Source organism: Paenibacillus sp. FSL R5-0749, assembly GCF_038595085.1.
GTDB lineage: Bacteria > Bacillota > Bacilli > Paenibacillales > Paenibacillaceae > Paenibacillus.
This window is the reverse complement of sequence record NZ_CP152005.1, coordinates 4,596,261-4,622,702: the sequence shown is the minus strand read 5'-3', so window position 1 is coordinate 4,622,702 and position 26,442 is coordinate 4,596,261. Positions and strand designations below refer to the sequence as shown.

29 protein-coding genes and 1 tRNA gene are annotated in these 26,442 nt (G+C 44.4%); 24 read left to right on the top strand and 6 right to left on the bottom strand.

Annotation, left to right across the window (positions count from 1 at the left end):
* Positions 1-363: 363 nt before the first annotated feature.
* Positions 364-3,285, top strand: coding sequence for an insulinase family protein (locus MKY85_RS20620; protein ID WP_342570649.1), 2,922 nt, complete (start codon positions 364-366; stop codon positions 3,283-3,285).
* 157 nt (positions 3,286-3,442) lie between these two features.
* Here MKY85_RS20620 and MKY85_RS20615 read toward each other — a convergent pair whose 3' ends face one another.
* Complete coding sequence (locus MKY85_RS20615) at positions 3,443-4,150, bottom strand: helix-turn-helix transcriptional regulator (protein ID WP_017687366.1); 708 nt, start codon at positions 4,148-4,150, stop codon at positions 3,443-3,445.
* A 249-nt stretch (positions 4,151-4,399) separates the two neighbouring features.
* Here MKY85_RS20615 and MKY85_RS20610 point away from each other — a divergent pair, with 249 nt between their 5' ends.
* From MKY85_RS20610 to MKY85_RS20590, 5 genes are all read left to right on the top strand, one after another.
* Positions 4,400-5,620 (top strand): MalY/PatB family protein, encoded by a 1,221-nt coding sequence (locus MKY85_RS20610; protein WP_342570648.1) that lies wholly within the window; start codon positions 4,400-4,402, stop codon positions 5,618-5,620.
* Positions 5,621-5,874: 254 nt separating this feature from the next.
* A complete protein-coding gene (gene ung / locus MKY85_RS20605) occupies positions 5,875-6,543 on the top strand; it encodes a uracil-DNA glycosylase (RefSeq protein WP_339235817.1) in 669 nt (222 codons plus the stop codon).
* A 19-nt stretch (positions 6,544-6,562) separates the two neighbouring features.
* Positions 6,563-6,982 (top strand): hypothetical protein, encoded by a 420-nt coding sequence (locus MKY85_RS20600; protein ID WP_315937091.1) that lies wholly within the window; start codon positions 6,563-6,565, stop codon positions 6,980-6,982.
* 232 nt (positions 6,983-7,214) lie between these two features.
* Positions 7,215-7,799 (top strand): TIGR00730 family Rossman fold protein, encoded by a 585-nt coding sequence (locus MKY85_RS20595; RefSeq protein WP_339256375.1) that lies wholly within the window; start codon positions 7,215-7,217, stop codon positions 7,797-7,799.
* A gap of 119 nt (positions 7,800-7,918) precedes the next feature.
* Positions 7,919-8,047, top strand: coding sequence for a hypothetical protein (locus MKY85_RS20590; protein WP_255319930.1), 129 nt, complete (start codon positions 7,919-7,921; stop codon positions 8,045-8,047).
* A 217-nt stretch (positions 8,048-8,264) separates the two neighbouring features.
* Here the strand turns inward: MKY85_RS20590 and MKY85_RS20585 are convergent, their stop codons facing one another.
* Positions 8,265-8,531: a hypothetical protein gene (locus MKY85_RS20585; protein ID WP_091014158.1), complete on the bottom strand. Its 267-nt coding sequence runs from the start codon at positions 8,529-8,531 to the stop codon at positions 8,265-8,267.
* Positions 8,532-8,762: 231 nt separating this feature from the next.
* Between MKY85_RS20585 and MKY85_RS20580 the strand changes: the two genes are divergently transcribed.
* The 11 genes from MKY85_RS20580 (at position 8,763) to MKY85_RS20530 (ending at position 17,758) form a co-directional block, all read left to right on the top strand.
* On the top strand, positions 8,763-9,500 hold the full coding sequence (locus tag MKY85_RS20580) for a glycerophosphodiester phosphodiesterase (protein ID WP_342570647.1): 738 nt from the start codon (positions 8,763-8,765) through the stop codon (positions 9,498-9,500).
* Between the two features lie 273 nt (positions 9,501-9,773).
* On the top strand, positions 9,774-10,829 hold the full coding sequence (locus MKY85_RS20575; protein WP_339235807.1) for an iron ABC transporter permease: 1,056 nt from the start codon (positions 9,774-9,776) through the stop codon (positions 10,827-10,829).
* A 2-nt stretch (positions 10,830-10,831) separates the two neighbouring features.
* A complete protein-coding gene (locus tag MKY85_RS20570) occupies positions 10,832-11,863 on the top strand; it encodes an iron ABC transporter permease (protein WP_339235805.1) in 1,032 nt (343 codons plus the stop codon).
* A 44-nt stretch (positions 11,864-11,907) separates the two neighbouring features.
* The gene (locus MKY85_RS20565) at positions 11,908-13,623 is read left to right on the top strand and encodes an ABC transporter ATP-binding protein (RefSeq protein ID WP_342570646.1); all 1,716 of its coding nucleotides are present in this window, start codon (positions 11,908-11,910) and stop codon (positions 13,621-13,623) included.
* Positions 13,624-13,867: 244 nt separating this feature from the next.
* Positions 13,868-14,197: a hypothetical protein gene (locus MKY85_RS20560; RefSeq protein WP_339256370.1), complete on the top strand. Its 330-nt coding sequence runs from the start codon at positions 13,868-13,870 to the stop codon at positions 14,195-14,197.
* 125 nt (positions 14,198-14,322) lie between these two features.
* Positions 14,323-14,892, top strand: coding sequence for a DUF3221 domain-containing protein (locus tag MKY85_RS20555; protein WP_342570645.1), 570 nt, complete (start codon positions 14,323-14,325; stop codon positions 14,890-14,892).
* 48 nt (positions 14,893-14,940) lie between these two features.
* A complete protein-coding gene (locus MKY85_RS20550) occupies positions 14,941-15,369 on the top strand; it encodes a DUF5071 domain-containing protein (RefSeq protein WP_339235796.1) in 429 nt (142 codons plus the stop codon).
* A 56-nt stretch (positions 15,370-15,425) separates the two neighbouring features.
* Positions 15,426-15,695, top strand: a complete 270-nt coding sequence (locus MKY85_RS20545; RefSeq protein ID WP_342570644.1) for a hypothetical protein — start codon at positions 15,426-15,428, stop codon at positions 15,693-15,695.
* 61 nt (positions 15,696-15,756) lie between these two features.
* The gene (locus MKY85_RS20540) at positions 15,757-16,842 is read left to right on the top strand and encodes a DUF3626 domain-containing protein (protein ID WP_342570643.1); all 1,086 of its coding nucleotides are present in this window, start codon (positions 15,757-15,759) and stop codon (positions 16,840-16,842) included.
* A gap of 302 nt (positions 16,843-17,144) precedes the next feature.
* Positions 17,145-17,324, top strand: a complete 180-nt coding sequence (locus tag MKY85_RS20535) for a ribbon-helix-helix protein, CopG family (protein ID WP_307534400.1) — start codon at positions 17,145-17,147, stop codon at positions 17,322-17,324.
* 140 nt (positions 17,325-17,464) lie between these two features.
* Positions 17,465-17,758, top strand: a complete 294-nt coding sequence (locus tag MKY85_RS20530; RefSeq protein ID WP_342570642.1) for a DUF6809 family protein — start codon at positions 17,465-17,467, stop codon at positions 17,756-17,758.
* Between the two features lie 223 nt (positions 17,759-17,981).
* Here the strand turns inward: MKY85_RS20530 and MKY85_RS20525 are convergent, their stop codons facing one another.
* On the bottom strand, positions 17,982-18,884 hold the full coding sequence (locus MKY85_RS20525) for a manganese catalase family protein (protein ID WP_091014199.1): 903 nt from the start codon (positions 18,882-18,884) through the stop codon (positions 17,982-17,984).
* Between the two features lie 257 nt (positions 18,885-19,141).
* Between MKY85_RS20525 and MKY85_RS20520 the strand changes: the two genes are divergently transcribed.
* From MKY85_RS20520 to MKY85_RS20505, 4 genes are all read left to right on the top strand, one after another.
* Positions 19,142-19,450, top strand: coding sequence for a hypothetical protein (locus MKY85_RS20520; protein WP_339235790.1), 309 nt, complete (start codon positions 19,142-19,144; stop codon positions 19,448-19,450).
* A gap of 56 nt (positions 19,451-19,506) precedes the next feature.
* On the top strand, positions 19,507-19,833 hold the full coding sequence (locus MKY85_RS20515; RefSeq protein WP_339256360.1) for a DUF3889 domain-containing protein: 327 nt from the start codon (positions 19,507-19,509) through the stop codon (positions 19,831-19,833).
* A 194-nt stretch (positions 19,834-20,027) separates the two neighbouring features.
* Positions 20,028-20,249, top strand: coding sequence for a hypothetical protein (locus MKY85_RS20510; RefSeq protein WP_145322936.1), 222 nt, complete (start codon positions 20,028-20,030; stop codon positions 20,247-20,249).
* The gene (locus tag MKY85_RS20505; RefSeq protein WP_339235785.1) at positions 20,233-20,514 is read left to right on the top strand and encodes a hypothetical protein; all 282 of its coding nucleotides are present in this window, start codon (positions 20,233-20,235) and stop codon (positions 20,512-20,514) included. Before MKY85_RS20510 ends, MKY85_RS20505 begins: the two co-directional genes overlap by 17 nt.
* Before the next feature lie 75 nt (positions 20,515-20,589).
* Here MKY85_RS20505 and MKY85_RS20500 read toward each other — a convergent pair whose 3' ends face one another.
* From MKY85_RS20500 to MKY85_RS20490, 3 genes are all read right to left on the bottom strand, one after another.
* On the bottom strand, positions 20,590-20,826 hold the full coding sequence (locus MKY85_RS20500) for a DUF3892 domain-containing protein (protein WP_339235783.1): 237 nt from the start codon (positions 20,824-20,826) through the stop codon (positions 20,590-20,592).
* Positions 20,827-20,937: 111 nt separating this feature from the next.
* Positions 20,938-21,381: a GNAT family N-acetyltransferase gene (locus tag MKY85_RS20495; protein WP_339261478.1), complete on the bottom strand. Its 444-nt coding sequence runs from the start codon at positions 21,379-21,381 to the stop codon at positions 20,938-20,940.
* Positions 21,382-21,618: 237 nt separating this feature from the next.
* Complete coding sequence (locus MKY85_RS20490; RefSeq protein ID WP_339235781.1) at positions 21,619-21,876, bottom strand: hypothetical protein; 258 nt, start codon at positions 21,874-21,876, stop codon at positions 21,619-21,621.
* A 203-nt stretch (positions 21,877-22,079) separates the two neighbouring features.
* Here MKY85_RS20490 and MKY85_RS20485 point away from each other — a divergent pair.
* From MKY85_RS20485 to MKY85_RS20475, 3 genes are all read left to right on the top strand, one after another.
* Positions 22,080-22,151: transfer RNA gene (locus MKY85_RS20485), tRNA-Val, on the top strand.
* 210 nt (positions 22,152-22,361) lie between these two features.
* Positions 22,362-23,996, top strand: coding sequence for a recombinase family protein (locus MKY85_RS20480; RefSeq protein ID WP_342570641.1), 1,635 nt, complete (start codon positions 22,362-22,364; stop codon positions 23,994-23,996).
* 226 nt (positions 23,997-24,222) lie between these two features.
* On the top strand, positions 24,223-26,433 hold the full coding sequence (locus tag MKY85_RS20475; RefSeq protein ID WP_342570640.1) for a M1 family metallopeptidase: 2,211 nt from the start codon (positions 24,223-24,225) through the stop codon (positions 26,431-26,433).
* Positions 26,434-26,442 lie beyond the last annotated feature (9 nt).

The window sequence follows — 26,442 nt, the reverse complement described above, 5'->3', positions numbered from 1 at the left end:
AATGTGATGCCGGAGTCTTCTTAACCAAGCTGAATGCGATCTTTTTTTTTGTTCTTTAATATGAATGTGTGCGACAACAGACCACTTCACCATGAGGTTCATAAACATAAACACTGCATAATACATATCAGAAGGTACATTTATCTGACTTTTATGAAGAGACGGAACAATGGTGTATACTATCCATAGGCATATATTACCTTTACCTTGCTGAACGATATAAGTTCAACTACACATTTACACGATAACGGAGAGGACGGAAGGTTGTTCTGTCATCGGAGTGCCTGTGTAAATAACCATATTTGAACTTATGTAGAGTCACAAAACCAATAAAACAATCTTATGGACGGAGGACTCAAGTTTATGTTGAAACAGCTTAAGCCATACAAGGTGTTACAGGAGCGCAGAATTGAAGAACTGAAATCGGATGCGTATCTGTTGGAGCACCAGAAATCCGGAGCCAAAATCGTACTTTTGTCCAATCAGGACGACAACAAAGTATTCAGTATCGGTTTCCGCACACCCCCGGAAGATGATACAGGGGTAGCCCATATCCTCGAACACTCCGTGCTCTGTGGGTCCAAGAAATTTCCGGCCAAGGATTCTTTTGTTGAGTTGCTGAAAGGTTCTTTGAATACATTCCTTAACGCCATGACGTATCCCGATAAGACGATCTACCCGATCGCGAGTCGTAATGATCATGACTTCCATAATCTGATGGATATTTATCTGGACGCGGTATTGAATACGAATATTTATGAGAATGAAAAGATATTTTTGCAGGAAGGTTGGAATTACAATCTGACCTCGGCTGATGATGAGTTAACTTACAACGGAGTTGTATATAACGAGATGAAGGGTGCCTTTTCTTCACCGGAACGTATGGTGCGCAGAGAAGTGCTGAACTCCCTTTTCCCGGATACCACATATTCCTCCGAGTCTGGCGGATTCCCGGAAGCTATTCTGGATCTTACCTATCAGGGGCTGCTGGATTTCCACACGAGATACTATCATCCTTCCAACAGTTACATCTATCTCTACGGGGATATGGATATGGAAGAGAAGTTGCAATGGCTTGATGAGAACTATCTGAGTGCATATGATCGAATCGAGATTGATTCGGCCATTCAACTTCAACCTGCCTTTGCAGAACGGGTAGACACAGTTAAGACTTACTCTGCGGGAAGTACGGAATCCGAAGTGGATAACAGCTTTTTGACCTATAATGCGGTGATTGGCACAAGTCTGGACAAGGAACTGAACATTTCGTTCCAGATTTTGTTATACGCCTTGCTGAACGCCCCGGGAGCGGTATTGAAACAGGCTTTGCTGGATAAAGGAATTGCCAAGGACGTCTATGGTTCGTATGATGACAGCCTGTATCAGCCTGTGTTCACGGTGGGACTGAAGAAGAGCAATCTGGAGAGCAAAGAGGATTTCCTGGGAACGGTCCAAGAAGTGCTTGAGCGTGTGGTGAAAGAAGGCTTCGATCCTAAGGCGCTCCTTGCAGGCATTAACTCGTATGAGTTCAATCACAGAGAAGCAGACTATGGCAGAATGCCGAAGGGCCTGATCTACGGATTCTCTTCCTTGCAAAGCTGGCTGTACGATGATGAGGCACCTTTCACCCATCTGGAGGCTAATGACGTATTTGCTGAGCTGCGGACAAAAATGAACGAAGGTTACTTTGAGCAGCTGATTGAGAAGTATTTATTGCAAAACACACATACTTCCTTCGTAGCCCTGACACCGGACAAAGGGTTGAATTCACGCAAAGAAGAAGCGCTGAAAGCACGGCTGAAAACCATTCAGGCCGGACTTAGCGAGGAAGAAGTTCAGACACTGATTCAGAAAACGGAAGCACTCGCCGAATATCAGAATACACCTTCAACCAAAGAGCAGCAGCAGGTTATTCCGACGTTATCGATTGAAGATATTGATCCCAAAGCTTCTACGTTGCATCAAACGGTGAATCAGGTCGACGGCACAACCATTCTGCATCATAACCTCTACACGAACGGGATTGGTTATCTGAGACTGCTGTTCGATATCAAAGAAGTGCCACGTCATCTGCTGCCGTATGCAGGATTGCTGAAAAATGTACTGGGTTACGTGGATACTCAAAACTACTCCTTCAATGAATTGTCCAATGAGATTCATATCCATTCGGGCGGTATTCATAGCGGGATTGGATCGTATGCCAACGCGCATAAGCACAATGAATTCAAAGCCACCTATGAGTTCAACGCAAAAGTGTTATATGACAAGCTTGGATTTGCCTTTGACATGATCCAGGAAATTGTGTTCACATCCCGATTCGATAATTCGAAGCGATTATATGAGATCATCTCTCAGATGAAAGGTAATCTGCAACGTAATCTGATCAACAGCGGACACTCTGCGGGAATTGGACGGTCTTCGTCCAAACATTCAGCGGTTGCGGATTTCAGAGAAGCGGTAAGTGGCATTGCCTTTTACCAGTGGTTGGAGGATATTCAAGCGAACTTTGAGGCTAGAAAAGAAGAGTTATCTTCCAAGCTGCAAGAGTTGACGGGGTATATTTTCAGACCGGAGAACTTGCTTGTTAGTTACACTGCCGATGAGCAGGGATATGAAGGACTGGAGCAACAGGTATCCGATCTGAAAGCGAAGCTGTTCACACATGAGGTTGGCAAGGAAGAGTTTACGTTCCTACCTGCTACTCATAAGGAAGGATTCCGTTCCCCGTCAGAGGTGCAGTACGTGGTGCAAACGGGCAATTATATCGACAAAGGATATCAATACACGGGTTCGTTACGGGTCTTACAGGGCATCCTGTCCTTGGATTACTTGTGGACCAATATCCGCGCCAAAGGCGGAGCTTATGGCTGTATGTCAGGCTTCAGACGGAACGGAGACAGCTACGTTGCATCGTATCGTGATCCGAACCTCGCTAAAACGTACAAAGTATATGAAGAGATACCGCAATATTTAACCGATTTCCGGGCAGACGAGCGGGAAATGACACGTTATATTATTGGTGCGATCCAGGATCTGGATACGCCGAGAACCCCTTATGGCGAAGGGGCATTCTCTCTGGAGTGTTATCTGTCGAATGTGACTGAAGCGGATCTGCAACAGGAGCGGGACGAAGTATTAAGCACGAAGGAAAGCGACATTATCGGTTTTGCTGCGCTCTTATCGGCCATTCTTGAACAGCAACAGCGCTGCGTGATCGGTAATGAGAACAAGATTGAGGAACAGAAGCAAATGTTTGACGAAACGTTGGATTTAATCAAAAACTAAACGTTAGTCTCGCTTATCCCCGAACCAATAGGCATCAAAGCGAAAGGCACTTTTATGAGCTGGTTTCAACAGCTTATAGAAGTGCCTTTTTTAATGAGGAGGAATGTGGAGCAACTGTCGCCGACCCATAATGAGAATGGGTGACGCGCTGTGTTGTTCAAGTGACAGCGAGCATGTTGTATATTTTCAGTGTCCGCAGATCTTCCTTTGAAATTTTCAATTCATTGTACAACTCCTGATTCTCGGGCAGCGGGGTTCTGGAGAATAACATTTTGAGCGCGATTGGCATGAAAGGTCTGAAGGAGACACCAGCCATCAGTCCCCACTTTTTCTCCGATTCCTGAAAAGATGCCAGAATATTAATATATAGATTCTCCAGCGGCGTGGCCTGATTTTTCAAAATTAGCGTGGTGAGTGTATCATAATGCTCGGTGTGGCCCCAGTACATATTCTCGCATTCTTGATAGTTCTCAAAATCCTTCACATTCATATACATCACGGTGCGATAACGGTTGGCATCCGATTGAGCCATCATGTCAATGACACAACGAATGAGACTGTTGTTACGCCCGTCATAGAAGTAGGAATAGAAACGGGTGGAGTTCTTGAAAAAGCTGGACGGAACCGCATTCATCAAGGGAGAAGCGTGTCTGGGCTCTTGGTACAAGAGTTGCTCCACCTGAATGTTGAGCGCGTTCGCAATATGATGTAACGTCACCAGATCAAGTGTAATATCTCCGCTCTCATATTTGGACAGGGTGCCCTTGCTCTTAAAGATCTGATCCGCCAGCTGTTGGATGGTCAGTCCCCGCCACTTCCGAAAGTTTCGTATTTTCTTGCCAACTTCCTGATTGATATTGTTCATAACCGGTTCTCCTTATGCAATGTTTCTTGAGAGTACGTGAAAATGATGAAAGTCATTCATAAAAATGATGTTATATGAGAAATATATCACTTTCTCGACGAAAAACCTATTCTGAGGAAACAATAAACTTTATTTGTTTCGTTAGGATAGATTGTATTGCATTTGATGCAATTTCTACGTCATGGAATAATAGATCTCATACGACATGAACCGACAATGAAAAGTTGAGCAGACAGAGGAGCAGAAGCTATGAAATATGACTTTGATGAGATTATAGATCGCACAGGAACAAATGCCATGAATACGGATGGATTCCGTCAATATATTTTTAACGCTTCAGAAGATATGACATTTCCATTTAAGGACGAAGAATTCATTCGCATGTGGATTGCAGATATGGAGTTCGCCACACCTCCCGAGATTCTGGATGCAGTGAAGGAACGTTTGGACCGCAGAATTATGGGTTACTCCCAGGTGTTTGATCCGGCATACTATGAAGCTGTCTCGAATTGGATGAAACGGTACTATGACTGGTCCTTCCCGAAGGAGCATTTGGAGACCTCAAACGGGATCATCCCCGCTTTGTATGAACTGGTGGAGTATATCTGTCAATCGGATGAGAAAGTACTGATTGTTACCCCGTCTTATGGTTTCTTCAAGTCAGCTGCGGAGCATAATGATCTTGAACTGGTATGTTCAGATATGCACAATGAGCAGGGGCGTTACTCGATTGATTTTGAGGATTTTGAAGCCAAGGCCAAGGATGAGAAGGTAAGGGTATGTATTTTCTGCAACCCCCATAATCCGTCTGGACGCGTCTGGACAACGGAAGAGTTACAACGTGTGGGTGAGATCTGTCTGAGGAACAATGTATGGATTATTTCGGATGAAATTCACTGTGATCTGCTGCGGACTGGCAAAAGACATACGCCACTTGCGAAGCTGTTCCCGGATACGGATCGAATCATTACATGCATGTCTCCGAGCAAAACATTTAACATGGCTGGTCTGATGTTCTCCAACGTCATCATTCCGAATAAGGCACTTCGAGACATCTGGCAGGCACGCCATTATGGTTTCAAAAACCCACTGAGCATCGCTGCTACGCAAGCGGCTTACGAAACGGGTGATGAATGGCTGAAACAGTTAAAAAGTTATCTCGACGCCAATTTCACCTGCGTGGAAGAGTATGTGAAGCAGCATCTGCCACAGGCTGTCTTTCACATCCCGGAAGCCACATATCTGGCCTGGATTGATATCTCGGCATATGCTCCCCAAAATGTAAGTTTACCGTTATTCTTCGCAGAGCAAGCGGGTGTATTGCTCGAAGATGGTCACATGTTTGTAGCGAATGGTGAGGGCTGTATTCGGTTGAATCTGGCTTGTCCGCGTTCTGTCCTTCAGGAAGGATTACGGAGAATAAGTAGTGTGCTTGTAAAAGAAGTTAAAGAGGTGCCCGTTCAAGTGTAACGTCATCAAGTCATCCGAAAAAGTCATCTTGCAACAACGAGGTGACTTTTTCGGATGATTATACTGAACGCAGCAAGAACAAGGTTTAATTTGAGGTGAACGTATACCCTGATGCACGATTCTGGTCTGCTGTCCCCGGTTATGTTAAAATGGTGGATAGTCTATGAGTTGCATGACATGCGGCTCTCAGAAGGAAGAGCCCGGTAGTTGGGCTGCACGTAATTGCATTCATCAGGGGAAAGGAGCCTATACATATGTTTGGAAACGATTGGGACAAGGTGCTACAGGAAGAGACGGAAGCCGAATATTTTAACAAAATTCGTTATACCCTCGCCGCCGAGTACAAGACGCAGACGGTCTTTCCGCCGAAAGAAGACTTGTTCTCCGCACTGAAGCTGACGCCATATCATCAGGTTAAGGCCGTTATTATTGGTCAGGACCCTTATCACGGTGCGGGTCAGGCTCATGGATTAAGCTTTTCGGTTAGACCGGGGGTACGCGTACCTCCTTCTCTGAAAAATATATACAAGGAACTTCAGGCCGATCTGGGCCTGCCAATTCCGAATCACGGATCTCTGGTCCACTGGGCTCAGCAGGGGGTTCTGTTATTAAATGCTGTTCTCACGGTCCGTGAAGGTCAGCCGAACTCGCATCAGGCATTGGGCTGGCAGACGTTTACGGATGCTGTCATTCGCGCGCTGAATGAACGTTCAGAGCCAATGGTCTTTATGCTGTGGGGCAGTCATGCCCAGAAGAAAGGTGCATTTATTAACAGGGACAAACATCTGGTACTGGAGTCTACACATCCCAGTCCGCTGGCCGCGCATCGCGGATTCCTCGGCAGTCGTCCCTTTTCCAAAGCCAATGAATTCTTGACCTCCAAAGGTATTGAACCGATCGATTGGAAGATACCTGAAAACTAGACAGATGGAGGTGAGAACATTGCGACATTGGATAGGACGAAAAGTAGCGGTATATCGTGCAACAGGCATACGGGAGCCATTGAAGGGAACGCTGGTCGAGTGGGATGAAGAAGCGGAATGTGTGCGGATCGGACCGAAACGAATTAAGGTGTCGTTTGACAATATCGCAATGATCAGACCTCTTCCCGAAGAGAGTCTTCCCTTAAAGAAAGCACGTTCTGAAGTGCACAAGGTTGGATATGTGATGAAAAAGGCGATTCAGTTCGAAAATGCAATCTATTTCAAGTCACAGGTTATGATCTGGCGCCGGGCCAAAATTGTAGCGTTATGCACGACGATTCTGCGTCATGACGAGGATCAGGTTGAACTTGCAGATGGTCGGGTTCTTCGTAAAGACAAGCATATGTTTGTCGTACGTTCACGCCGTGGCATACGTTAGATATACGAAGATTTAATACTCATTTCATGCAAAAATCATACGGATTTAATGTTTGTTCTGTATATTAGGTAGTAACAACCCCTTCTAAATTGATGTGTACTGAAATGGGAGCCCGGCCGGCTGCAAACGGTCGGGTATTTTTTTGTCCATGGGTTCTGTTAACCTGTTGTACATACCCATAACATTCATGTTGTATACTATTAAGATAGATCATGAGAAGGAGTGAAATCCATTGAAACGTATAGCTGTTTTTGCAGGCTCCAATCCGGGAAATCACCCCGATTATACAGAGAAGGCTGTTCAACTGGGCAAACAGATTGCCAATAGTGGGTATGCGCTGGTTTATGGTGGTTCTTGCATGGGTCTGATGGGTGCAGTAGCCGATGCTGCTCTTGAGCAAGGGGGAGAAGTAATCGGGGTTATGCCTACGGGATTATTCCGGGGTGAGGTTGTTCATGGAGGGCTCACACAACTGATTGAAGTGGGAACCATGCATGAACGCAAGGCTACGATGGCTGAATTATCCGATGGCTTCATTGCGCTTCCCGGAGGTATGGGTACATTTGAAGAACTATTCGAGGTACTGTGCTGGGCACAGATCGGCATTCATCGTAAGCCTGTTGGCTTATTGAATGTCAACGGATATTATGGACCGCTGATGAAGATGGTAGAACATAGTGTACAGGAGGGATTCTCTAACACCTCGCATCTCAGTCTGTGGAGTCTGGAATCGGATCCGGCTGAACTGATCAAGCAAATGTCATCCTATATTCCTGCAGAGTTGACTCAGAAGTGGTCACAACTTAACGGGAAATGAGTGCATAAGAAGAATGCCTGTACCCAATCATTCCTCGGGAGAATTTTCGATCTGCCCAAGCAAGTTGCGCTATCGGACATAGTCTATAGTGTACTTTGATGAAGAGGGGAGTGTCACTGATGAGCGAACTCAAAGGTACAGGTTACGGGTATTGCGGAGGCTTCGGTGGTGGAGCATGGACATCGACAGGTGCAATTCTTGTATTGTTCATTCTGTTGGTTATTATCTCACGCACATTCATTCTGTAATTCGGTCAGTATCCCGGGACGGGAATGACGTTGCAGAGGCAGCGCCCGAATAAAAATGACCTTTCCATAGAGACGCCGGTATATGCCGGCGTTTCAGGGGAACGGTTTTTTGACGTTTCCAGAATACGTTGAGTAATTGAAAAAGCAAAAACCTGCCCCTGAATAAGTTCAGAAGCAGGAGAAAGCCTCCTGAGCCAATAGCTGCGCAACAAGCAGTCTACACTACCACAGCAGTTTGATCCGGAACACTTAACGATTTCCAGGCGATATATAGCCCGATGGCAGCTGCAATTAAGGATAGTATTGCTGCAACAATAGCCAGCTGATCCAGTGTGCTTGATGAAGTGGAGTTAAAAGAACGCTGATTAGCCGTCTTGCCGGATTTGTTTTTGATATGGACAGATGATCTGGAAAGCCTGGAAGCCGACTGTAACTGGGATGTGTGAGCACGCGTAGGTATCGATTTTTTCTTTGAGGGATTCAATAGTCAACCTCCTTATAGCGGAGTTCGGTGCTTCCATCGTTCATACTATGTTATGTCGATTTTCAGATTGAGTTCGCAAAAATGAGTGAATCCCAAGCCCGTTAGATAATCAACTTGGCCGCTAGTGTTAGCGAAGCAGGCAACCCATTATACGCTCCGTTAATACAGGTCTAACAAACTGTGTTTATAGTGATGATCATAGAGTGAAGCTTGAACACAGGAGGCGCTGGAATGAGGAACGTGGAGATAATTGCCCATCGCGGTGCATCTGCCGTATGCCCGGAGAACACGATGAGTGCTTTTGAACGGAGTCTGGAGCTTGGAGCAACAGGGATTGAAACCGATGTGCAGATGACGAGTGATGGCAGACTGGTACTGATTCATGATGAGACATTAAGCCGAACAGGCGGCGCAGAAGGCTGGGTTAAGGATACAACTTACGATCAATTGCGCACCCGGGATGCCGGATCCTGGTTCCATGCCGATTTTGCCGGGGAGCGTATTCCTTCGCTGGAGGAGTTATTCAAGCTCGTACAGGGGAAAGGAACGCTGCTTAATCTGGAATTGAAAAATGGTATTGTGAGTTATAAGGGGATGGAAGAGAAGGTTATACAGGCGATCCGGGACTGGAATCTGGAGCAACAGGTCGTGCTGTCCAGTTTCAATCATGCTTCGCTCGTGAGATGTAAACGTCTTGCCCCGGAGATCCGTACAGCACTTCTATATATGGAAAAGTTGTACCGTCCCTATGATTATGCAGCCAAACTCGAAGCTTCCGGCCTTCATCCCTACAAGCTGGCAGTCACACAACAAGATGTTTCTGCTGCACTGGCCCATGGCATTGTTACCTATCCATTTACAGTGAATGATCCTGCCGAGATGCAGGCCATGATTGACATGGGTGTGCAAGGAATTATTACCGATGCTCCGGATGTCCTGGCCTCCTTAATTAAGGTACCAGCCCGTTAAACGAGCCTGTTTTTTTATCTGTTCTACATATGTAATGACAAGGCTGTGTTCGAGCTTTTTGGCTCCTGCATGGCCTTTTTGCGTGTAAAATTGTGTGCAAATCTTCATATATGCATTAAACATGTCCTATTTGTCCATTGCCAGAGCCTATAGATTCACTTACAATGGTCTATGGGAATGAGAATCAATATCATTAAAGTTTGGTATTTATAGAGAGGTGATTGTTATGTACATAGGTTTGAAGAGCTCCACTCATAACGAGGGTGGGCGCGTATGAGTTCACAAGCTTCACCAGAAAAACATAATCCGGATTCACCCACAGCGAAGATTCACACTCGTCCGTGGGCAGCCACACTTATTCTTACAGGGGGAATTTTGCTACTCGCTCTGGGTATGGCGTTGTCCATTTCTTTTGGCGCTGCTGATATTAAGCTTAGTGTAGTCTGGAAAGCCATCTTTGATTTCAATCCGGAGTTGACCCCTCACCAGATCATATGGGAGATTCGGTTACCACGTATTCTTGGAGGAGCCATGGTGGGTGCATGTTTCGCTGTGGCTGGTGCAATCATGCAGGGCATGACTCGTAACCCGCTGGCCGATTCAGGTCTGCTTGGGCTAAATGCGGGAGCTGGATTTGCGCTTGCAGTTTGTTTTGCTTTCTTCCCGGGATTGCCATTTATGTACATCATTATGTATTCCTTCCTTGGGGCAGGGCTTGGTGTCCTGTTGGTGTATGGTTTTGGTGCAGCTTCCAAATCGGGTCTAACACCACTACGCCTTGTGCTTGCAGGTGCAGCAGTATCAGCGATGTTGTCGGCACTCAGTGAAGGGATTGCATTGTATTTCAGAATTGGACAAGATCTGGCATTCTGGACAGCCGGTGGTGTAGCCGGAACGAAATGGTCTCAACTTGAAATCATGTTCCCATGGGTACTCGCGGCACTAATCGCAGGTCTTCTCATCTCCCGTTCTATTACTCTGCTTAGTCTCGGAGAAGATATTGCGGTGGGCTTGGGGCAACGTACGGGGCTGATCAAGCTCATAGGTCTGATTGTTGTACTGATACTTGCGGGTACGGCTGTGTCGGTGGTGGGTGCGGTTGGTTTTGTAGGACTCATTATTCCCCATCTTACGCGGAAGCTGGTTGGAGTCGATTATCGCTGGATTATCCCATGTTCCGCTGTGATGGGTAGTTTGCTGCTCGTATTTGCGGATCTGGCTGCACGTATGATTAACCCGCCGTACGAGACACCAATTGGCGCATTGGTTGCCCTCATCGGGGTACCATTCTTCCTATATCTGGCACGTAAAGAAAGGAGGACTCTGTAAAGATGGAATCCTCAACAATAGTTGGAGCAGAGCGCAAGAAGAGAACCAAAAGTACGATTGTTCTCATTGTACTTGCCCTATTAATTATTACGGCTTTTGTAGTGAGCATGAATACGGGTTTTACCAAGCTGTCGCCGCTTGAAGTGATGCGTACCCTGTTTGGTGGAGGCACGGCGAAACAGGAATTGATCCTGTTTGAATTCCGTTTGCCACGTATTGTGATTTCGGTGCTGGTCGGAGCAGGACTTGCGTTATCAGGTAGTATTTTGCAGGGGGTATCTCGGAATGCACTGGCAGATCCGGGGATCCTCGGGATTAATGCAGGTGCAGGTCTGGTCGTTATGTTATTTGTTTCCTTTTTCCCGACAACAACAGCAGCGCCGGTATTTCTTTTGCCTATTCTGGCCCTGATCGGTTCCGGTTTTGCTGCATTTCTGATCTACGTTCTCTCTTACAAAAAAGGAGAGGGCATCCTGCCTACGCGTATGTTGCTTACGGGAATCGGGGTAGCGGCGGGAATCAGTTCTGCCATGATCGTGCTTACCTTACGGCTTAGTCCGGAAAAGTATCAATTTGTAGCAACCTGGATGGCAGGCAGCATCTGGGGTTCAAACTGGAAGTTTGTAACGGCTCTACTACCGTTTCTTATCATTCTTGTACCGCTTGTTCTGTATAAGGCACGTGTATTGAATGTGCTGAATCTGGGTGACCAGACTGCCAGCGGACTCGGGACCCCGGTTGAGCGTGAGCGACTTATTTTGCTTGCCGCTGCTGTAGGTCTTGCCGGCTCATGTGTATCTGTGAGTGGGGGAATCGGTTTTGTGGGGTTGATCGGGCCGCATTTGGCGCGTCGTCTGGTGGGTCCAAAACATCAATTCCTGTTACCTGCATCGGCCCTGATCGGTTCATTGCTCGTACTGGTTGCAGATACCTTGGGTCGTGTCATCCTGCAGCCTTCTGAGATTCCTGCGGGTATCCTGGTTGCCATTATTGGTGCGCCATACTTCCTGTATCTCTTAAGCAAGACGAAATAGAACGTAATCATTGTTGTGTGATTGCATAAGGAGGACTTGAGTCCATGCTTCGCCGTTTCTTTGCCTATTACAGGCCTTACAAAAAGCTCTTTATTCTTGACTTTAGCTGTGCGATTCTGGTCGCGCTGCTTGAACTGGCTTTTCCACTGGCGGTCAACCGGGTAGTTGATGATCTGCTGCCAGGAGGACGCTGGGACTGGATTCTATGGGCGTGTCTGGCATTGCTCGGCATCTACTTCCTGAATTCCTTTCTGAACTTCGTAGTTACCTATTGGGGACACAAGCTGGGGATTAACATCGAGACGGATATGCGTAAAAGTCTGTTTAATCATGTGCAGAAGTTATCGTTCCGTTTCTTCGATAATACGAAAACAGGACACCTCGTGTCCCGCATGACTAACGATCTGATGGATATCGGTGAGATTGCCCATCATGGTCCAGAGGATGTATTTATCGCGGTGATGACACTGATCGGTGCATTCAGCATCATGATGAGCATTAACGGAAATTTGGCGGTGTTAACCTTTATCATCGTGCCACTGATTATTTATCTCTCGCTCTACTTTGGCAGCAAGATGTCCAAGGCATTCAGCCGAATGTTCGGAGATATTGCCGACTTCAACGCTCGTGTAGAGAACAATATTACAGGTATCCGTGTTGTTCAGGCTTTTGCCAATGAAGAGCATGAAAAAGCACAATTTGCAGTAAACAACGGTCGTTTCCGTCAAACCAAACTGATTGCATACAAAATCATGGCCTGGAACTCCTCTGTCAGTTACATGCTGATGAAGCTGGTATCCCTCTTTGTTCTGGTATGCGGAACATGGTTTGTCATTAACGGCAGCATGACTTACGGTCAGTTCATTGCATTTATCATGTTGTCCAATGTGTTCCTGACACCCATTCAGAAGATCAACTCGGTTATTGAGACGTATCCGAAGGGGATTGCAGGCTTCAAACGATATACAGAGCTGCTTGATATGGAACCGGATGTGGAAGATCGTCCAGGGGCTATATCGGTATCCCATTTACGTGGAGATATTCGTTATGAGCAAGTGACCTTTGGTTATTCGGATCAGGAGCCTGTGCTCAAAGGTATCGATCTGAGCGTGCAAGCTGGCGAAACGGTCGCTCTTGTCGGTCCATCCGGGGCGGGTAAAACAACGTTGTGCAGTCTGCTGCCGCGATTCTATGATGTGCTGGAAGGTCGCATCACGATTGATGGGCAGGAGATTCAGAATATGACGCTGGATTCCTTGCGTAGTCATATCGGAATTGTACAACAGGACGTATTCCTCTTCGATGGAACCATCCGGGAGAACATAGCCTACGGTAAGCTGGATGCATCCGAAGAAGAAATCTGGATGGCTGCCAGACGAGCACAGATGGAGTCTTTGATTCAATCGATGCCGGAAGGGTTGGATACGTTGATTGGTGAACGCGGCGTGAAGTTGTCCGGTGGACAGAAACAGCGTTTGTCCATTGCCCGCATGTTCCTGAAAAACCCACCGATTCTAATTCTGGACGAAGCCACATCCGCGCTGGATACAGAAACGGAAGCAGCCATTCAGCAATCGCTGGCTGAGCTGTCCGAAGGCCGGACTACACTGGTCATCGCTCACAGGCTAGCAACGATCAAAAATGCGGACCGCATTATTGTAGTAGCCGAACAAGGCATTACGGAGCAAGGACGTCATGAAGAATTACTCGCAGCAGGTGGGGTCTACAGCCGCCTTCACTATGCGCAGTTTGGCGCGTAACCTGTTCGATGTAGATTTAACAATGCTAAAATGAGATGTAATGCCATCGTTCATGACTTGGAAGGAGTCAGGACGATGGCATTTTTTTCTGTGATGTGAATAGGATGTAGGTCTGGGGTGCTGAATTGTGTCTGCCTGTGATCATCTGTGATCAGGGGACATGGAAACGGGTAATAATCATCAAGTCTCAAACTTTACTTGGCTAATATACTCATCATTATGTATAGCGTAGGAGGCGAACGAGATGCAGATGAACGATATGTTGAAAATTCTTATAACCTGTCTATTATTTATTCTGATCTGGTGGCTTCTGACTCAAGGGATTCGCAAACTTTCCAGTACTCGTGCGGGGTCCTGTTTACGACGCTGGGGTGGATGGTCCATTGGACTTCTCATTGTTGGCGCTGTGCCGCTTGGTTTTTCGCTATTCACAGAGATCTTTGATGAACGCCTGGATGCCAACATCGGGTTAGGGCTTGCCATGTTATTTGTCTGGGCCTACTGTGCTGTCTTGTTATGTGCAACATTGGTGGTCTGGGGCAGGTATGTGTACAAAAGGGATATAAGGAAGTGAATATTTGGGTTGATCGTGCTAGGCGCGTCAAAAATTTAAGGGTGAGCCAAAGGCTGTATTTGCAACAATGAACTGATATGGAACGTTAAATTTAGGAAGAGGTGTTGTTAAAAGGGGGATTACATATGATCAATCTTCGTCAAGTCGTTATGTTGCTCTCAACCCTAATCGTATGCCTTACGGGATGTTCAGGACATATTGAGTGCAACTCCGAGCAGGCTCAAGCCAATGCACCGAGTGAAGATGGATTCACTGGTTATGTGGTTGATCGTAAAGACGATTCCGTTCTTGTGGTTGATCCTGCTTATCAAGATCATGGTTCGGATGGAGAAGAAAGTCGATATTATCCCGCAAAATGGTTTTCCAATGCACCTGATCCGCAGATCGGCTCCTATGTTGAAGTATGGACGGATGGAGGCCCGGAAAATCAGCCCTATCCCGGACAGGCCAGAGCAGAAAAGATAGCGGTATCTTGTCCAAATACGCCAGACGGTGCCCATCTAAGTGAGGCAGACGCCATTCGGGGTGGACTATACTCACCAGATGGAGAAAAATTACGTGTTCCTGTGATTGAGGATGTACAATTTGATCAGGATGCAGGAACGTGGACGATTCGCATGATAGATGCGATGTCAACGACGAAGAATCAAGATCGGATTGATATCAGAATAGAGGATGTAGAGCCAGAGGAGTAACAAGAGGGAGTATATCATTATGTAATATAGATGAGAAAGGAAAATTCAATGGATATGAGGGCGCGTCTTCCCCGCGACAAGTTTGATTTTGAAGCGGTGCGTAAGTTAAATGAATTTGGCAATGAAGAGTTGAAAGGCATTATTCCAGAACTTATGGAGTGGTTACAAGACGGGAATTGGCCGATCTCTGAGCCGGTAGAGGATCTACTATTGAGATTGGGGGAGGACTTAGTTCCTTATATTAAGGATGTGTTGCAAACCCAAGATCCACAGTGGGAATATTTCATTTTGGTTGGATTGATTGATCGATTGCCTGTATCTCATCTCAGTATGCTACGGTCGGATTTGGTAAGGATACTAGAGTCCCCTACACATGACGAGATACTAGAGGAGTTGGATGAGGTTATCGTGGAGCTTTTGGAAAAGATGAAGGGAGACCAACGAGAGGTAAGTGGAGATGGGAGTTTGCATACATAGCAATAGGTAATTTACTTTCTAAGAAAGACTGAAATATTGAATATGGAGTGATAAACATGCTGAAATACCAACTTCTTTTCCCGACTTGTTTGAGTTCGGAAATATACTGTTTGGAGATTGTACAAGAGTTAATTGGCTTATTTGATATTTCAGAGAAGGAAGCCTTTCTCAGGATTAATTCCTTTTGGGAAGGCAATGATTTTACATCAGAAGACGACCTGATTTTTCATGAGCTCCCTGAATATTGGGCAAAAACAATTTATTATGAGAAATCGAATTGGTGGAATTTCCCCGAGAACGAACTAATCCCAAGAAAAATAGATTGATTTGATAAGCAAGGAAACCGCCATTATGATTTTATAAAAAAGGGAAAGGACTCCTCTGCCCATGGAACTATCAAGGTCTCAGCAATTAGCTCAAGAACATGTAACCAATTATGCAAGAAGCCGCAAAAATGAGGCGGAGCAAACCATTAGGGAAATCCTTCGTATGTCCAACATCGAGCTGAAGACATTTGAATATGCTATCACTAAACTAAAATCTCATGCAAGTATCGCGCTACACTTTCACCCAGATCGATTAGATCCGAATATGAAAAGCGTGGCTGAGGCACTACTTGAGCAGGGGTTTTATAAAAGTCAGTTTGAGACTTTCTTATCGAATGGAAGTGTATCCGCATTTTCAGGCGGTGAACGTGACGTTTGGGAGAATAAAATGTTTGGCGGAGCGTACCAAATTAATGGCTCAACCAATAGCGAACGTCCCAAGTATGGGGCACTCCATGTCATGTTACATCCCGATGGACCTGCTCCGCGTTTTGGATCATGTTATTTCCTTTTATCCGCTGAGGTCTCTCATCGTTGCACGTATACATATTTGGATTCTCACCAAGAACCTGAGGAAAAGGGAACGTATGAGGAATTTGACCTCATTTTGGCTGCTCTCTTGAGGGATGTATTTTATAGTAATTTTGCCATTGGTGAAAGAAATCTAACCATTCAAAAGTTGATCGACCATATGCTCGTTAATGTTGAGAAACCGTTTCAAAATCCATCAAATCAAGAGCCAAACCGAAATCTGGACCATTATATCGAAGCTCAGGTTCATGGTGATATTTCCCTTGAAAAAGATGTCAAGATGCTTGTTGCCGACCCATCATTTAAAGGCACACATACAGGACAAATCTTAGAGCAGATATGTTTAAAGTATTCCATTGATCTCCACTGGCACATGGGCTTTACACTATTAGTTGATGACGTTCCAATGGATTTTCGAGGTCCTTCGATGCCTTCACTGGCCAAAAGAATTGCCAAAAGTGATTTGATTGATGCAAATATCATTGGTTCTGCAGCTATGGACTTGAAACGAAATCCAAGTCATTGGAGCGATCGAGGAACCTACAAAGAAGTTCTACAAGAATTAAAATTACTCTGGCATGTTTTGGTGAGATATGGGATGCCAATGGAGAAGTGAAAACATTTTTCGAAATTAAAAACATTAAATACGTAGTGATAACAATGCTAAAGGCACCAATTTCTGTTTCCTACTTGTTTGCGTGTCTCCTGAATTTTAAATTGTTACTCAATAATAGTACTCTAACAACCTTGAGCGCCTAGTCGTTCAAGGTTTTTTTATCATTCATTCAAACGGATTACAGACTATACATTTATCTATGAATCTGCTGTCACAAAAACGAACGTATGTTTTACAAATACATTGACTTTTTGTCCGGGCAATAATATATTGTTGTCAGGACAAAAAAAGAGGTGAAGCAAATGTCCGCCAAAAAGATGGGGCGGCCTAAATCTGACAAACCCAAAAGCAGAACGATTGAGATACGTGTTGACGAGGACATTATGAACAAGCTCGATATTTCGGCAGAAAAGCTGAATACGAATCGATCAGACATCGTTCGCAAAGGGATTGAGAAGATTTACGACGAGCTCCAAAAATAAAAAATGAAGCAGCGCTAGTCCCACGAAGAACACGCTGCTTCCTACCCCGCAATCACTTGAATGAGCGACTGCATAAATATCCTACCATGTGCAGAACGTTCATTCAAGTGAGATGCGAATTGATATACAGGAGGATGCACATGAATTCGATATTAGAAGCATTATATAATGGACGACTTCGACCGGATGAGATGATGATGCCGACACATCCTGAATACCAAGCGTTAGGGCGGCAGATTGCAGCTCTGACAGAGCAATGGAAGAATCGTTTGAGCGAGAATGAATTCCGTGAGCTTGAACAATTATTTGACTTGTGTGGCAGATGTGAGGGCATGCATACGGAAGCAGCGTTTGCACAAGGTTTTCGTCTGGGTGCCAACTTGTTAATTGAAGTCATGAGTCAGCGTGAGGAATCAGTGTTGGAGTTTAATTAAGTTTAACGATGTGAGCAGGGATCCGGTTTACTTTTACAGCCAAATCCTCAGAAAATGACGTGCATAGAACATACTCATTTAGCATCATAAAATTGTATCATACATTTATTATAACAAAGCCCTCAAATCCTTTCTGCATTCAGCAGCAGGGGTTGAGGGCTTCACTTAAGCATGGAGTTAACAATTTATATATAGGGAAAGAACCTGTCAAACAAATGGTTCTTTAATCCGCAATATTTCCCGCCATCTTGAGACGGCGAGCAATTTCCTTAAAGTCTTCTTGCGAAATACCTGGTGCGAACTCCTCCTCGACCGCAGGAGCTTCTGGAATCGGGAAACCTTCTGGTATACCCTGAATTACTTCCAGAGGTTGTCCATCTTCGGGGTGAGTTCCTTTCCAGATCTGACCGATCGCATTGAAATCTTTATCACTATAGGTGTACAGCTTGGTGTGTACCCCTTTTTCTTCATATTTACGAGCCTCATTGAAAGCTTTGTTGTTCAGTGAAGGGATAGGAACGAGTTTGGTTACATTGACGCCAGTTGCAATCTCAAGGGCTTTTGCATATGCCACGACATGAACTCCGCCACGTACCAACAGGAAACCAACCACTTCCCGGGCTGCCGGGTGATCTGTCATCTCATATACCTTCATTTTATGCGTACGCGCTCCACATTCGAGGAAAAAGTTGTGCAACAGATCTTCGACCAGATTACCACTGTTGAAGACATTTGCTCCCGTCCATGGATTACCCATAGAGTCAAAAGGCATTGCACCTTGTGCACCTGCCAGATAGTGATACGACAGACGAGCATCTTTCACCGAACCTAGCGGCGTATCGTCGGGTTCTTTGTACTCGGTTGATCCTCTAAGACATTTGTTAATGCCATGAGACACGAGTTCAACATGGCCCAATTCTTCAGCCGTAATGCTCATGACGAGGTCATAGAAGGGCTTCAGCTTTTCTTTGGATCGAAAATTAAACGATTGATAGAGGTAATTGTTCAACGTTGACATTTCTCCGAATTTGCCGCCGAGCAACTCTTGTATGGCTGCTGCTGCATTCGGATCGGGCTTCTCGACATTGGGAATCTCAATCAGGATTTCATCCAAGCGTTTGAACATTGGGGTGTAACCTCCTCAAAGTGGTATTGCAGATCCTGTAGAAATGTTAGATCATGAAGTCAGGCTGTCATGGCCTATTACACGGTTATTCCCTTTTTTAAACATAAAATCAACCAAATGGGACTTAAGTATTGCATATCAAATGCTGCATATCTTCTCCCTGTTGTTATTTCCAATACGGTGAATTTTATGTATAATCTAACCTTTAAATGGGTCTGCCAGATACAAGAGAATTAAGGTACATAAAGGAGTTAAAGATGAACAAACGTTGGGTAAAAATAGTGTGGATTCCGATCCTTCTGATGATGCTGATGTACATAAGCAGCGAGCCTGTCACAGCATATGACGTTACGAACGAGGTTCAGGTGGATGAACAAACGAGGCAAAGGCTTGAAAAGAAATACGGGTTGGATCGTCCTGAGGAGCCGAAGACACAACAACACGTTTTCTCGGGTGACTGGGGAATGAGTTTCCGGACGGAGCCTCCTGATTCGTTGGACCGGCTTGTTCATGTGGTTCCTTTTTCCCTACGGCCACTGGCTTGGATCTTTCGTTTATTCGTGTAAAATGAAACCCGGACGGGCAATATAACAGAAACATATTGTCCTAAGGAGTGAGTGAAATGAGAATGCTCATCGTTACAATACTTACGGTTATGCTTAGTTTAGCGGGATTCACACCTGCCTCGGCTACGGGCGCCGCCATCCCAGATTATGCGAAGTGGGGAATTATTGCGGTCAAAGAAACACAGACAAAGTACAATGTGGATATTTTGGACTATAAGCACATCGGCCGTACCTCTCTAACAGCAGATCAGTCACGGGAACAGTTCAAGCTATGGGTTCGTGCCAAAGACGGCAAGCAATTCGCGGTCTATGTAAATGTTGATTTTAATCCATCTACACAGCAATTAAAGAAAGTGCAATTTTCGGAATCCGATCGACACTGATCCGTTACTGAACCGGATTATTACAAGAAATGTTGTTATATCAGCAGCATTATCAGAGGAACCAGACTCCCTTGATCAAAGGGGAAAGTCTGGTTTTTTTTATTTTGCAAAATCCTTTTTTTACTATTGAATAAAGAACTTATGTTCGCATATAATATGAAATACAAACAAATGTTCTTATCGGAGGGATGATTATGCTAGGGAAATATATTGGCCAGATGGTGGAGCTGGTCTACATGGATCGTGCAGGGCAGATTACGCAGCGACAGATTCGAATTAATAGTGTACGTGGCGGGATGATTAGAGCATCAGCGGGAAAAGAAGGCTCACCCCGAACATTTCTGGAGCAAGGTATTCTGGCATGGCGTCCTGTTACGGATATGAATGGGGAGGTAAAGTATGCTGAACGACTTTGAACGTAAGATTTTGCGGATTATGGTGAACTATGCAGGACAACGGCGCAGGCTGCCGCGTATGGATGAACTGGAGACCAAGACGGGACGAAGCAGAGCTTACATTCATGAGTCTTTGCTGGAGCTTGAACGAACCGGGCACATCGCCTGGGAGAATCGGTCTACTCTCGAAGGGATACAGATCTTGCAGGCATGGGAACAGGTACAACAGCCAATTCGCAAAAGCCAGCCTTCCGGGGACTCCGTAAAATATTTTACGGACTATTAATCATAATAAGAAAACGCCAACCCGGATAACCGAATTGGCGCTTCTGTGTAACACGTAACGATCTGTGCATCTATTTTAGAATTGGGGAAGTTGGTCCAGGTTGTTGGTTGGGTCACCGTCGGCATCGCCGCGAATATACATTTCGCCATCTTTGCCTTTAAATACATTCACGCCGGCAATAGCGCCAGCCTTTACTTCTGCAAGTGCTTGTTGGTAATCCAGTATACGTCCTGCTGAAGTCTGAAAGGCTGTCAGGTCACCGTCGCCATTTTTCTGTACGGCTGTGAAACTCTCGCGTGTTGTTTGATCCATGATGTCACACTCTCCTTATATGACGAGATAGGAATCTGTTTACCTGATTAGCCTATCCGAATTCCTGGGAAGTATGCACTATATGCTCATAAGACCGCCAATGCCGAAGTTTTACAGACTCTTTTTCATACGAACATGCAGAATTTCTGCATCATAAAAAGGTTCTTCCGAAATCACTTCATAGCCCAGTTTCTCATAGAATTTCTGCGCCTGACATTGAGCATCCAGTACGGAATAGGATAAGCCGAGTTCACGTGCCAGTTCCTCCATCGCGAGCAGAAGCACGCGTCCATAACCGAATGAACGATGAGACTCAAGCACCGCGATCCGCTGCATTTTGGCCGTATCCTTGCTGTAATAGATCAGACGTCCTGTAGCTACAGCTTGCCCATCCGTACTTAACAATACGTGATGCACATCCGGACTAATGACATCGTATTGATCAATCTCAATCTCGGCAGGAACCTGTTGCTCGATCACAAAAACGTGATTGCGAATACCCAGGGCTTGTTCCAGTTGTTCTTGCGTCGTTACATAACTAATCTCAGCTGCCAATTCCATTCCTTCTTTCTGCTCTTGCGCGACATATCAGACTGAATTATACAAAAAAATGTTTTTCCTGTATAGTGAAGTCTGGGACATATTGGGAGAGGAGGGGGTAGTGATGGGCATGGCAGGCATCATGGTCATTACATTGTTAATGTCGGCGGGAATGATTATTCTGTTGTATTATGTGACCAAGAAAGCATACTCACGTAAGTGGGATGAAGAAGAGTAATTTACCTCTTACCTTCACGGCAAAACTTCACTGCTTCCTCGCGGAGAATATACATCTTGAACTACCGATTTGGAGTATACGTCCAGCCAGACGGGTAGAGATTCATCATTTTCATTGGGTTGTTTTAACTGTTGGAATTGAACCGTATGTTCATCCCGTTCCAAGCCGCAACCGGTAAGGGTTGTCATGACAATCATAAGCCCAACGAAAAAAAAGAAGCATTTGGTAAATGTATGTGTATTGGATTTTGACCGTTTTGTTAAGTTTCTCATAGAGAATTCACCTCGTTGTAGATATGGTAATCTTCCTTTATTGTGCACCATTTTGGGTGAATTATAACCAAATAAATCATTGACAATGAACACGGTTACTTGATATGATACTGTTACTTGATTGGGAAATAATTATATATCATGATCTGTTAGCTCAGCTAAAGATAGCATTATGATCGTGATGGATACATCCTATTTATTACAGGGCGATAGCTCAGCGGGAGAGCATTATCTTGACAGGGTAAGGGTCGTGGGTTCGATCCCCACTCGTCCTATATGAAAAAAAGGGCAACTTCTTTTGAGAATTATATCTCAAGAGGAGTTGTTTTTTTATATAACATTATGGCCACCTCCGATAATATATGTAGGTGGTTTTTGTTGAAAATAAATATACTTAATGGTATAATTTGGCTTAAATTAAGCAGTTAAAGTAGTTACGGACATCGATAAAAATAATACAGAAAAAAGATATGGTGGTTGATGGAATGGGACAAACAAAACGTGTTGCAGCACTATATCGAGTGTCCACAAAAGGACAGATGGATGGAAACGATATTCCAATGCAACAACGAGCATGCAGGAAGATGGTAGAGAAACAAGATGAATGGAAGCTAGTTAAGGAATATACCGAAAAAGGGGTATCAGGTTTCAAAGTACCTGCCTCGAAGCGTGATGTTATTCAACAGGCTAAAGAAGATGCAGAGAATGGCTTATTCGATGTTTTGTTGGTATTTATGTTTGACAGGCTTGGAAGAAAAGATGATGAGACCCCCTTCGTACTTGAGTGGTTTGTAAACAAAGGGGTTGAAATGTGGTCTGTAATAGAAGGACAGCAAAAAATTGAAGCAAACACCGATCGGATGGTCAACTACTTAAGATTCTGGCAGTCAAGCGATGAAAGTAGGAAAATCTCTGACCGTGTCAATGAAAAACATAAACAGATGGTCGAAGATGGTATTTTCAGGGGAGGAGGTATTCCCTACGGGTATAAAAGTGTTGATTCCGGTAATGTAAATAAAAAAGGAAAAGTAATGCAAAAACTGGGCAAGCACGAAGAAGAGTCAAAGATTGTAAAAGAAATATTCCGACTAGTGCTTGAAGAAGGATACGGGCAATTAAGAATAGCTAAACTTCTAAACGAAAAAAATGTTCCGACAAGAAAAGCAAAACAATGGGGTGCTCCAACAGTAAACGTTATACTTAAGAATCCAATCTACAAAGGAGTGATGAGGTATAGAAAAGAAAAAGGGGACGATATATTTTCAAAACCAATCCCTGAATTAATGATAGTTTCAGAAGAGGATTGGAATACTGTACAGGATATAAGGGATAAAAAGAACCCTAAGAATCCAAACAGAAATGAAAATTCCATTCCCATGAGCACTAAGGGAAGTTTACTTTTAACTGGATTAGCTAGATGCGGTTGTTGTAACTCTAGATTGACTACGACTACATTTGTAAATAAATACAAAGCAGCTAATGGAGAAATTGTTCGATACAATCAAAATAAAAGTTATCGCTGTAGTGGAAAATTGCAAGGAAAGACGGATTGTGATGGACAGGCAACATTTTCTTCAAAGAAGGTAGAGAGACAAGTCTTAGAAAGCGTGGAAGTATACTTAAGTGAACTCAGAACAATAGATTTTCAATCGGAAATTGAATTGATAAAAAAGAAAGTTTTTTTTCAAGAAGAGGAAAGAATTAAAACAATGCAAAATTTACTGGAAGAGCACTATGAGGAGCTTGTGGTATTAAACGCTGAGGTTCCAAAAGCTATAATGGGTAAGAGTGCATTCAAGCCAGAAATGCTCAATGCTCTTATCGATAAAAAAGAAAACGAAATTCTGAAAACTTCTGAAGATATTAAGGGAATAGAGAAATTGTTACTCTCCAAAAAAATGGAGATATCAGAGATGGAGACTCTAAAAGATGATCTCCCAGTTTGGCGGGATGTGTTTACAAAAGCTTCTACAGAAAAGAAGAAAATGATGTTATGCACATTGCTAGAAGTGGTCTACATTAGTAAAGATAAAATATCGGTCGAAATCAAGGCTGGAATAAAAGAATTACTCGGTCATCTATACAGAGAGAGAAAGGATACCAAGAGCTCACTTATTTGACAGGGTAGGGGTCAGTGGTTCGAGCCCACTACAGATCATACACGAGGAGCCTTATGATGTAAGGCTTCTTTTCTTTTTTTACATACAAACATGAATACGCTTCCGAGTGCTTCAGTTTCTCTTCCTCTTTTTTAAACAAAACTTAAATAAAACATAAATTCATCATAAGGTTCCTCTTCTATACTTGGTTCTGAGGTCAATATAGAACAGGAGAAGGAGAGAACTTATGAATTATTCAAGTCCATTTACATTAAAGTTAGCCAGAGTAGGAATCGCGGGTACACTGGCCTTAATACTGGCAACAAGCCCGCTTGCTAACGTGGGAGTTGTGGCCGCGGAAGCGGTCCCACCTGTATCTACGAACATACCTAACACACAGAAAGACTCCCTAAAGCAGTCCCCGATTCAATACCAGATCCAGGCTCGGCTGAATGAGAAAGACATGACGATCCAGGGGAGCGAGAAGGTAACGTATCGCAACACAAGCAAGGATACACTCCAGCAACTGGTCCTGCATACATATGCTGATGCGAACCTTTCCAAGTCCACACAGGCTTCAATGTTCCAACAGAACAATGAACAGATTAGTGAAGATCATCCCGAGAAGACAGCGGAGGACTTTCTGGGTGGCATTGATATTCAGGCTGTAACAGCAGATAGACAGTCACTGGACTTCCATAAGGAAAACCAAGCGCTGACTGTACAGTTGAAAAAGTCCGTTCAACCAGGCGAATCGATAACATTACAATTGGAATTCCATCTGAATATACCTTATGGCTCACAGCGAATTTCCTATTACAAGGATATAATTAATGGTGCACACTGGTTCCCGGTGATGTCTGTATACGATGAGGTCAAGCAGCAGTGGAATAAGGCACCGTATAGTCGAACATTCGAGAGCGATTATTACACCTCGTCCGACTTTGAAGTCCAATTTAATGTGCCTGAGGAGTATCAGGTAGCCATGCCTGGCATGATCTCCACTCAAAACAGTACAGAACATGGGCGTAAGATTGTGTCTGCCGTAGCCGAGAATACGAGAGAGTTTGTTTTCTTTGCCAGTCCTAATCTTCAAGTGGAGCGCGCTACCCGTAACGGTCTGACGGTGGAATACTATTATTTCAACGATGATCCATCCAAGAAAGAGATCGTTGACCGATACATTAATCAGGCATTCAAGGTCATTGATTTCTATAGTGAGAAATATGGCAAGTATCCCTACCCAGAGTTCCGAATTGTCGAGACGTATGTACAAGGCGTTGCCGTGGAGTATGCGAGACTCATTCAGATGGGCCAGATTCAAACGGGTAAGGTTCCAGAAGAAGATACAACATTTGTTCATGAGATAGCACATCAGTGGTTCCATGCATTGATTGGTAATAACTCAGAGACCGAATCCTTCCTGGATGAAGGCTTTGCCGATTTCTCCATGGTGTATTTTGCCGAGAAACAGGGAGATAAGCTAAATGGTTTCAGATCCATACAGTTTGATACTGCGCCCGTAGATATGGCGATTGCGTCAACAAACGATGAAGCTGGGGAGTTAGCCGGTCTGGTGTATTATCAGAAGGGGCGACAAGCGATCTATCAGCTTTACCGTTCCGTTGGTGAAGAGAAATTTGACGAGTTGATGAGAATATATTTCCAACGCTACGTGTATCAAAATGCAACAATAGAGGGGCTTCTTCAAAACATTGAAGATGTGCTTGGTAAGGAAGTGCGCGCAGAAATGCAAACAGCCCTATATCAGCCTGATTTTGTCTTAAAGCCTGAATACCAATTATCCAAAGAAGAGACCGCTGCATATGTGCATGATATCTTACAAACGCAATATCAGGCTGTCATGGGTATGATCCCTCATCTGCCTTATGAAGTGATGAATCGATTGATGGACAAAGTCCTTCAAGGCGAGGAATTAACCATTGTGCTCAGCGATCAGGTGAGTAAGCTTGCAGCCAAACAGCAGGAAGATATCGTTCATCAGTTGACCGGATTCCTTGATATGAGCGGGATACGGTACGACGTTGTACGGGATCGCAAGGAGCTGAAGCAAAAGATGAAAAAAGCGATCGGCAACAGCAACCTTATTGTCATTGGCAATGCCAAGTCAAACGGATTGGTACAAGCTTTAAAATTCAACATTATTGATCGGACGAAACAGACTGGTTTTCCTTGGAAGAATACCATGAATCAACCTCTTGCCGCTGGTGCATATGTTATCCAACATCCCTATAACCAGAATCGATTAATGCTTCATTATTTCTGGAATGAGGATCATCTGAGCAATGCGGTATTTGAAGCTTTTAAGCTGAAAATGCAGGAGTCTATTGGATTCAGTAACGACTTTTACCAGTTCTATGTATTGAATAACCAAGGCAAGGAGCAATCCGATAAAAAAGTAGCCAATCCCTTATCTTCACTTTTTGCGGAGGAATAAGTAGTTAGT

Coding starts and splice junctions, on each gene's coding strand:
- MKY85_RS20620 (WP_342570649.1), top strand. CDS start 364: ATGTTGAAACAGCTTAAGCCATACAAGGTGTTACAGGAGCGCAGAATT.
- MKY85_RS20615 (WP_017687366.1), bottom strand. CDS start 4,150: ATGAACAATATCAATCAGGAAGTTGGCAAGAAAATACGAAACTTTCGG.
- MKY85_RS20610 (WP_342570648.1), top strand. CDS start 4,400: ATGAAATATGACTTTGATGAGATTATAGATCGCACAGGAACAAATGCC.
- ung (WP_339235817.1), top strand. CDS start 5,875: ATGTTTGGAAACGATTGGGACAAGGTGCTACAGGAAGAGACGGAAGCC.
- MKY85_RS20590 (WP_255319930.1), top strand. CDS start 7,919: ATGAGCGAACTCAAAGGTACAGGTTACGGGTATTGCGGAGGCTTCGGT.
- MKY85_RS20580 (WP_342570647.1), top strand. CDS start 8,763: ATGAGGAACGTGGAGATAATTGCCCATCGCGGTGCATCTGCCGTATGC.
- MKY85_RS20575 (WP_339235807.1), top strand. CDS start 9,774: ATGAGTTCACAAGCTTCACCAGAAAAACATAATCCGGATTCACCCACA.
- MKY85_RS20570 (WP_339235805.1), top strand. CDS start 10,832: ATGGAATCCTCAACAATAGTTGGAGCAGAGCGCAAGAAGAGAACCAAA.
- MKY85_RS20565 (WP_342570646.1), top strand. CDS start 11,908: ATGCTTCGCCGTTTCTTTGCCTATTACAGGCCTTACAAAAAGCTCTTT.
- MKY85_RS20560 (WP_339256370.1), top strand. CDS start 13,868: ATGCAGATGAACGATATGTTGAAAATTCTTATAACCTGTCTATTATTT.
- MKY85_RS20555 (WP_342570645.1), top strand. CDS start 14,323: ATGATCAATCTTCGTCAAGTCGTTATGTTGCTCTCAACCCTAATCGTA.
- MKY85_RS20550 (WP_339235796.1), top strand. CDS start 14,941: ATGGATATGAGGGCGCGTCTTCCCCGCGACAAGTTTGATTTTGAAGCG.
- MKY85_RS20545 (WP_342570644.1), top strand. CDS start 15,426: ATGCTGAAATACCAACTTCTTTTCCCGACTTGTTTGAGTTCGGAAATA.
- MKY85_RS20540 (WP_342570643.1), top strand. CDS start 15,757: ATGGAACTATCAAGGTCTCAGCAATTAGCTCAAGAACATGTAACCAAT.
- MKY85_RS20535 (WP_307534400.1), top strand. CDS start 17,145: ATGTCCGCCAAAAAGATGGGGCGGCCTAAATCTGACAAACCCAAAAGC.
- MKY85_RS20530 (WP_342570642.1), top strand. CDS start 17,465: ATGAATTCGATATTAGAAGCATTATATAATGGACGACTTCGACCGGAT.
- MKY85_RS20525 (WP_091014199.1), bottom strand. CDS start 18,884: ATGTTCAAACGCTTGGATGAAATCCTGATTGAGATTCCCAATGTCGAG.
- MKY85_RS20520 (WP_339235790.1), top strand. CDS start 19,142: ATGAACAAACGTTGGGTAAAAATAGTGTGGATTCCGATCCTTCTGATG.
- MKY85_RS20515 (WP_339256360.1), top strand. CDS start 19,507: ATGAGAATGCTCATCGTTACAATACTTACGGTTATGCTTAGTTTAGCG.
- MKY85_RS20510 (WP_145322936.1), top strand. CDS start 20,028: ATGCTAGGGAAATATATTGGCCAGATGGTGGAGCTGGTCTACATGGAT.
- MKY85_RS20505 (WP_339235785.1), top strand. CDS start 20,233: ATGCTGAACGACTTTGAACGTAAGATTTTGCGGATTATGGTGAACTAT.
- MKY85_RS20500 (WP_339235783.1), bottom strand. CDS start 20,826: ATGGATCAAACAACACGCGAGAGTTTCACAGCCGTACAGAAAAATGGC.
- MKY85_RS20490 (WP_339235781.1), bottom strand. CDS start 21,876: ATGAGAAACTTAACAAAACGGTCAAAATCCAATACACATACATTTACC.
- MKY85_RS20480 (WP_342570641.1), top strand. CDS start 22,362: ATGGGACAAACAAAACGTGTTGCAGCACTATATCGAGTGTCCACAAAA.
- MKY85_RS20475 (WP_342570640.1), top strand. CDS start 24,223: ATGAATTATTCAAGTCCATTTACATTAAAGTTAGCCAGAGTAGGAATC.